We start from the raw sequence: 6,734 nt of genomic DNA, 5'->3' as shown, positions 1-6,734 counted from the left end.
TTAATAATTTCCATTTCCCGTCACCTAAAATTCCGTCATTATCGTTGGTTTCCAACCAAATCTTATATTTTATCTTGAAATCGTTCATTTGTTGTTGTTCTGTCACATTTTATAGTGCATAACGGTTGGTGTATGAAGCGTTGGGCATTTCGAAGCACTTTACTGCCAAACCGCTACAAAGTTTATTAAATGTAACGCCCTTGAAATTAGCACTATCCGCCCAATGATTTATACACTTTGTTAGCAACTGGGCGTTGATTCTTCCAGTCTGTTTTTCAGTCATTTAAGGTTTCTTTAATTGTCTTTTCAATCTGCACAAAACTGTCAACGGAGCGCAAATTTATTTTGTTTTTTTGTGGGAGGGCAACCCTAAAACCGCCCTTAAAGGCGGTTACTTGGGCAGGCTTTGTAAGCTCTTTGGCAAGTTTTGGTCGTGCGTTGGCTCGTGGGGCTTGCCAATGTGCTTACAAATAGGGAGGGCAATTCCACTATCCTCTTATGGTTTTGCCCAATGCTTCTAATAGTTGTGGATTGTCCTCTAAACCAATCTTTGCTACGGCATAGAACTCACTCATCCAATCATCTATCTTTGCAAATGCTGCATCTTTGCCTTTGGTTGCATCTTGTGATTCCCCTTTTTCTTTCAGGTAAACTGCTCTTGCCGTTTCTAATTCAGAAATCAATGTGTTTGCCGCTGTCAAGTCGTCAACGGAGATTTTTAAATGGGATAATTTACCTTGAACCGCTGTATCGGCTGATGCCACGGAATAAAATTTCTTTGCAGCTTCTAACCATTTGATATAAGTCCGTGGCATTGTTCCAGAAATTGCCAATTTGTCAGCGGTTAATGAATCGTTACGGAATACAACTTTTGCTTTCTTGCGGTGAATGTTGAATGTATATCCTCCAATTGTTCCTTTTTACTTGAAAAATCTGCGTAAGCGGCAGATGTTTCATCATCTTCGGTTTTGTTTGCATCGTATGCAGTCCGGGTTTTTGTAAGCAATGCTTTACCTTCTGCGATAACTACTGAATCATAACCTAAATCAGCCATAATAGCCGCAATTTCAGGTTGGGTCTCCGCATTTTCCAAAGCTACCCGGTACAATTCCAAAGTTGCTGTGTCTGTAAGTTTTGTTCGTGATGCCATAATTAAATTTTTAAAGGTTAATAATTAATTACATTTGGTTTTTTCGCTTTTACAATTCTGTTTTTCAGTCTTACAATTGCGTTACCCCCACCGACATTTTCTCTATTCGGATTTGAAATTGATTTTTCCGACCGTACTGCAATATTTCCCCAACTTGCCAGTCTTTTTTTCCTTTCTACTATTGCATTTTTCAAACTTACAACTGCTATTTTTCAACTTGATATTGTATTTGTAAAACTAAATGTTAAATATAATGAAAATACTTTTTGTAGGAACTCAGTTACATTTCCGTTTTGTTAAAAAATCAGCAACAACTTTCATTCTTTTGTATCGAAGGGCATTTTACCGAACCATATGAACAATAAACGCAGCAATCGCCTTTTTTGGGTTTTATAACAGCTTTGCACTTTTCACACTCATAGAAGAACTGGCATGAATCTTCAGGCATTTCTTCTTCTTTTTGATGCCCGCAATTTGGGCAGGTTATGATTGAGTGGTATTGAATTTTCATATCTATAAAGTTTTCAACAATCAGTTTTACATTCCTTTTCAATCCTTTCATTCTCAATTTGAAAGGTTGTGTGTCCAATTCCGAATTCGTGTTCAAGTTTCTTCTGCAGTTCAGAAATAAATTCATCGTTAAACCCTTTTGGCATTATCAGGTGGGCGGTTAAAGCTATTTGGTTGGTACTCATTGCCCAAACGTGTAAATCGTGAATATCGTTAACTCCATTTTGGGATAAAAGAAAGTTGCGTACTTTATCAAGTTTTATTTGTTTGGGTACTGCATCCAGCGCTAAATCAATGGAATCAGTAAACAACCGCCATGTACCCCAAAGAATAACCAGAATAATGATAAAACTCATTACCGGGTCAATCCATTGAATTCCGGTGAGGTTAATCAATAGCCCGGCAGCTACTACACCTAACGACACCCCGGCATCGGCAGCCATGTGCAGGAATGCCCCTTTGATGTTCAGGTCGTCTTTTTGGCCTTTCATAAACAGCAAAGCCGTAATGGTATTGATTACTACGCCTATCCCGGCAACAATCATCACTTGCGTACCTGCCACGGGTTCTGGATTTTTGAATTTTCCTACAGCATCCCAGCCAATTGCTATTACTGCTCCAAAAAGCAATAACGCATTGAGTATCGATACAAGAATGGTTGTTTTGCGAAGTCCGTATGTGTACTTTCCTTTTGGTTTTATGGAAGCGAGCCTGATTGCAGCCCAGGCAAAAATCAAACTCAGTACGTCGCTGGCGTTGTGGCCTGCATCGGCTAATAGTGCTGATGAGTTGGCTAACAGACCGTAAAATATTTCAACAGCAACAAAGGCGATGTTTAAACCTATGCCAATGGCAAAAGCTTTTCCGTAATTTTTTTGAGTTGTATGTTCATGCGAATGTGCCATGCTCTGTCTATTTACCAAGTTTCAATATCCTGAAAGCCCCCCTGACCACGATTAAAAATACAATTGCCCCAATGATTAAATCGGGATATTTTGATTGGGTCAACAATACCAAAACACCTGCAAGGATAACGCCCGTATTGATAATAATATCGTTTGATGTAAAAATCATGGTAGCTTTCATGTGTGCTTCTTTGCTCTTTGACTTTTGCAACAGATATAGACAAACTGAATTCGCAATCAATGCCAGTATTGATACAATTATCATGGTTTGAAAATCCGGCACCTCTTCAAAACTGATAAACCTACGTATTACTTCTACGAGGCCTATCAGTGCCAATGCCAGTTGAAAATAGCCACTTAGTCGGGCTACTTTTTTCTTGCGGGTTACAGTTGAGCCAACTGCCCAAAGGCTTAGGCCATAAACCAACGCGTCTGCCAGCATATCCAGTGAATCGGCAACCAGGCCCATAGATTTTGAAATAAAACCTGTGGTAATTTCAATAATAAAAAATGCAAAGTTGATAATCAAAACCGTCCAAAGGAGTTTCGATTGTACCGATGAATTGTCCTTGAATTCATCCGCTTGGACAACAATTGTTTCTTGGAGTTGCGACCCTAAATTGAGTTCTTTCAGGTGATTCTCAATTTCAGAGCTTTCTTCAGAATGAAAGACAGTAAGTTTTCGGTTTTCAATATCGAACACCAAACTTTTAATCATGGAAAGCCCTTCGAGTTTCATCCTGATAAGGGTTTCCTCGGAAGGGCAGTCCATTTTACTGATGGTAAATACAGATTTGAACATGTGAACTAATCTTTATGCAAAACCACATTTAAAGGAATAAAAGCGCCCACTTTCAAGCCCCAGTCAATATTATCAACAGGGGTAAACAGAAATACAAACGCATTTCCCACGTTCCCTAATTTGAAATTGAGGCCGGTCTGGACTATGAATTTATTTTCATCTATCATATACTCTTCCGCCAAAACCCACGATACCGGGATTTTTTTGTCGAACCCTACAAACCAGTATTCGTTAAAATTGTAGATGGTATTGGCAAAGGGCGTGTATCCCACCGACAGGTAGGTTTTATTATTGAACATGGCGCCCAACTCGGCATGGATACGCGTTATTTCCGTTTTGTTACCGTCAAAATCGTACATCACAAAAGGGTTAACACGTACCCCTGTGATTACTTTTAACCGTTCGCCTTCCTGGGCATTCGCTGTGAATACCCAGAAAAGTGCGAAGGTTAATAACAACAGTTGTTTTCTCATTTTCAATTATTTTTGAACTACTTTAGGTTAAAATTTCAGCCGTATTATACGCTTTCAATTACCTTTTGAAGTTTCGACCTGATTTCTTCGGCAATTGCACTTAATTTGTCGTTTTGAACCGCCAGCATGGAAGCCACCGGGTCAACGGCAGCTACTTCTGTTTTGCCATTATCCAGCTCCTGCACAATTACATTGCAGGGAAGCATGGCTCCGATTTTGTTTTCCGCTATCAATGCTTCATGAGCAAAGGGTGGATTGCAAGCCCCTAAAATCTGGTATTTTTTGAAATTTACGTCCAGCTTCTTTTTTAAAGTAGCCTGTACATCAATTTCGGTCAACACCCCGAAACCTTCTTTTTTCAGTTCTTCGGTTACTTTTTCGATAGCTTCATCGAAACCGTACTCTGTTATCTTTTCAATGTAATACTTCATGATTTTTTATTTTACATTAAATCTTTTTTTCGTTCTTCAAATTCTTGTTTATCAATTTCTCCCTTGGCATAACGCTCTTTTAAAATATCGAGCGCCGACTTACTTTCGGGTAGGTTGCCGGGGCGGTTATTTTGACTCATTCCTTTAACAACCATCCAAACAACGGCAATTACGATAATGAGCCCTATAACCCACCACCAGCCCATTCCCATTCCCCATCCGTGACACCCAAATCCATCCATCATAACATTCTCCTTTCTTTTTATCGCTTGTTTTTTTAAAAACCGAACTGGTGTTTACCAACAATTGCTGCGACGTGACATCATCATCTGTTTACGAGAATTCATTCCCATATTACCTGCATGCCAGCAATTTTCCGACATATCCCACCAATTGTAATTGTTGTTGTTAAAGTAGGTAAGCTGCTTTTCAGTAAGAAGTTTTTTTACCTGAACTTTTGTCTCCAGGTTGATATCCTCAATTTTTTCTTCTTTATCGCGGATAGTGCTTCTCAGTGATTTCACCTTTTTTACATCCAGCTCGGGATTTGAGTTTGCTGCCTGATATTCTATTCTTAAACTGCGAAGCTCGTTTTCGATTGGAAGCTTTTTCTCGTAACTGTTTTTACGTAGCTCATTGATTTCCGTAATTTGTTCGGCTGATAAGGCATATTCCGCCGGGGTATTGTTGTTCCACCATTGGGCATTAGCGTTTACCGACCAGTTTGAGTTACAACAATGAGGTTGTGCCATTGCCTGCGATGCAGAAAAAACAATCAATCCTGCAAGTAAAAAAGCCATTTTAAACTTTCCAGTTCTCATAATTAATAATTTTTAATGTTAGACATTCTAATAATTTCAACATCAAAATTACCAATAAGTTAGTGCAACACTATTGCAAAGTTTAATCGCAGCGCGGGCACACCCCTTTAATGATGAATTGCGCATTATCGTAGGTGTAGCCTTCAGGCAGTTTAATGTTGGGAATTGGAAGTTCTTTCATGCAACGTGTTCTGCCGCAACGGGTACAATAAAAATGAACGTGCAGGTCATGTATATTACAGGTACATTCATCATCGCAAACGGCATACTTCACCGAACCTGAACCATCATCAACGGTATGTACAATGAAATTGTCCTCAAATGATTTAAGCGCCCTGAAAATGGTTGAACGCTCCACTTTTTCAAATCGTTGCTCCAATTCCGCCAGGCTCAGCGCTTTCCCGGATTCCGCAAGTGTTTTATAAACCAGGGTGCGCATGGCTGTTGGTTTGACGTTTTTCGATTCGAGTTTTTGTTCAATTTCTTTATTATCCATTCCTACAAATATTTATGAGACAAATATTATTTAGTGCTTTTATACCCCAAATTTACATAAAAATGTTTAATAACCTTACGGGATTTATCTTTACAACTTCAATTGCTGTACTACCCACATCTTTAATTACTTGACTCCTTCAAATACTTCAAAATAATTGGAATTGTTCTGAATTGTAAATTTGAAAATACATGAATTCATTTTTGGATTAAATCCCCCAAAATGATTGTCATTTTGATTGTGTTGGGTATTCATGTGATTGGTCCAGGCGTTCCATTGGTCAGTTCCCGCCCAGTTGCTGTTGCCCCAACCTTGATTCATATTTCCCCAGCAATTGCCATCGTTCATCCAGGCGTTATTTGTCCAACCGGATTGGCGGTTTGTGCAAAAATCATAATTATTGCGATTATGTCCATATTCAGCAAAAAAATCTTGTCCGGTATAACACACCATAATGCTGTCATAGTTTTGGTATAGTTGCATTGTAAAGGTTGAATCAAAATTGTAGGACAAACAATGCATACTAACTAAGCTATCGTTTATTAGCGTTACATTTAATGTCGCCGGACTGGACTGATTAGTAGCTGTACTCTTAAGAGTACCTGTATATGTGCCGATTACGCTGGAAGCTAAAGTATTATCCAAGGGTGTTTCTTCTTCCTTGTTACATGAATAAAAAAGGAATCCAACTACTGCTACCATTAAAAAAATAACTTTTGTATTTTTCATGCCAGTAAATAATTTATTTCGTTTCATTTTTCTATCCTCCTATTTTATTCCAATATAAATCCTGCATTTTTAACTTTTGCCTCCAATTCGCTATACGCAATTTGTTTTGGATTGTATTCAATCAGTACCTGGTTCGATTTACGATATAACTTAAAATCTTCAACACCTTTAATTCCGTTTAACAAAGTCGTCAATTTCTCGTTATCACCTTCTTTATGCTCAACAAAACAGATTACGGTTTTTCTTTCATCAATTTTAATTGTAGTGATTTTATTATTATCATTAAGTTCTGGTTTGACCCCCTATTCTTTGGACAGAATTCTAAAAAAGGTTTAGGACATTTTTATTGTCATTCTGGTTAAGCAAAGTTAGCCCACGCTCCGAATTTGTCAAGGGTAATACGAGCGATGATGCATT

The 6,734-nt window shown here is 38.4% G+C and carries 10 protein-coding genes and 1 pseudogene; all 11 read right to left on the bottom strand.

Features of this window, described 5'->3' with window-relative positions:
• Positions 1-109: 109 nt before the first annotated feature.
• Entirely contained in the window at positions 110-283 is a 174-nt protein-coding gene (locus HPY79_12065; GenBank protein ID NSW46539.1) for a hypothetical protein, read from the bottom strand.
• Positions 284-488: 205 nt separating this feature from the next.
• Positions 489-1,150, bottom strand: a pseudogene (locus HPY79_12060) (hypothetical protein).
• A 524-nt stretch (positions 1,151-1,674) separates the two neighbouring features.
• Positions 1,675-2,565, bottom strand: coding sequence for a cation transporter (locus HPY79_12055; protein NSW46538.1), 891 nt, complete (start codon positions 2,563-2,565; stop codon positions 1,675-1,677).
• Positions 2,566-2,572: 7 nt separating this feature from the next.
• Complete coding sequence (locus HPY79_12050; GenBank protein NSW46537.1) at positions 2,573-3,367, bottom strand: cation transporter; 795 nt, start codon at positions 3,365-3,367, stop codon at positions 2,573-2,575.
• A gap of 5 nt (positions 3,368-3,372) precedes the next feature.
• Positions 3,373-3,840, bottom strand: a complete 468-nt coding sequence (locus HPY79_12045) for a hypothetical protein (GenBank protein NSW46536.1) — start codon at positions 3,838-3,840, stop codon at positions 3,373-3,375.
• A gap of 44 nt (positions 3,841-3,884) precedes the next feature.
• Complete coding sequence (locus tag HPY79_12040; GenBank protein ID NSW46535.1) at positions 3,885-4,271, bottom strand: DUF302 domain-containing protein; 387 nt, start codon at positions 4,269-4,271, stop codon at positions 3,885-3,887.
• Between the two features lie 11 nt (positions 4,272-4,282).
• Positions 4,283-4,516, bottom strand: a complete 234-nt coding sequence (locus HPY79_12035; protein NSW46534.1) for an SHOCT domain-containing protein — start codon at positions 4,514-4,516, stop codon at positions 4,283-4,285.
• A 51-nt stretch (positions 4,517-4,567) separates the two neighbouring features.
• Positions 4,568-5,092 (bottom strand): hypothetical protein, encoded by a 525-nt coding sequence (locus HPY79_12030; GenBank protein NSW46533.1) that lies wholly within the window; start codon positions 5,090-5,092, stop codon positions 4,568-4,570.
• Between the two features lie 82 nt (positions 5,093-5,174).
• Positions 5,175-5,588 (bottom strand): transcriptional repressor, encoded by a 414-nt coding sequence (locus tag HPY79_12025; protein NSW46532.1) that lies wholly within the window; start codon positions 5,586-5,588, stop codon positions 5,175-5,177.
• 126 nt (positions 5,589-5,714) lie between these two features.
• On the bottom strand, positions 5,715-6,344 hold the full coding sequence (locus HPY79_12020) for a hypothetical protein (protein ID NSW46531.1): 630 nt from the start codon (positions 6,342-6,344) through the stop codon (positions 5,715-5,717).
• 17 nt (positions 6,345-6,361) lie between these two features.
• On the bottom strand, positions 6,362-6,502 hold the full coding sequence (locus HPY79_12015; GenBank protein ID NSW46530.1) for a hypothetical protein: 141 nt from the start codon (positions 6,500-6,502) through the stop codon (positions 6,362-6,364).
• Between the last annotated feature and the right edge of the window lie 232 nt (positions 6,503-6,734).

This window comes from Bacteroidales bacterium (assembly GCA_013314715.1).
GTDB lineage: Bacteria > Bacteroidota > Bacteroidia > Bacteroidales > GWA2-32-17 > Ch61.
The sequence above is the reverse complement of the archived record's forward strand: the minus strand, read 5'-3'. Positions and strand labels throughout refer to the sequence as shown.

Excerpts from the sequence above, each read along its gene's own strand:
- HPY79_12065 (NSW46539.1), bottom strand. The coding sequence starts at position 283 with ATGACTGAAAAACAGACTGGAAGAATCAACGCCCAGTTGCTAACAAAG.
- HPY79_12055 (NSW46538.1), bottom strand. The coding sequence starts at position 2,565 with ATGGCACATTCGCATGAACATACAACTCAAAAAAATTACGGAAAAGCT.
- HPY79_12050 (NSW46537.1), bottom strand. The coding sequence starts at position 3,367 with ATGTTCAAATCTGTATTTACCATCAGTAAAATGGACTGCCCTTCCGAG.
- HPY79_12045 (NSW46536.1), bottom strand. The coding sequence starts at position 3,840 with ATGAGAAAACAACTGTTGTTATTAACCTTCGCACTTTTCTGGGTATTC.
- HPY79_12040 (NSW46535.1), bottom strand. The coding sequence starts at position 4,271 with ATGAAGTATTACATTGAAAAGATAACAGAGTACGGTTTCGATGAAGCT.
- HPY79_12035 (NSW46534.1), bottom strand. The coding sequence starts at position 4,516 with ATGATGGATGGATTTGGGTGTCACGGATGGGGAATGGGAATGGGCTGG.
- HPY79_12030 (NSW46533.1), bottom strand. The coding sequence starts at position 5,092 with ATGAGAACTGGAAAGTTTAAAATGGCTTTTTTACTTGCAGGATTGATT.
- HPY79_12025 (NSW46532.1), bottom strand. The coding sequence starts at position 5,588 with ATGGATAATAAAGAAATTGAACAAAAACTCGAATCGAAAAACGTCAAA.
- HPY79_12020 (NSW46531.1), bottom strand. The coding sequence starts at position 6,344 with ATGAAACGAAATAAATTATTTACTGGCATGAAAAATACAAAAGTTATT.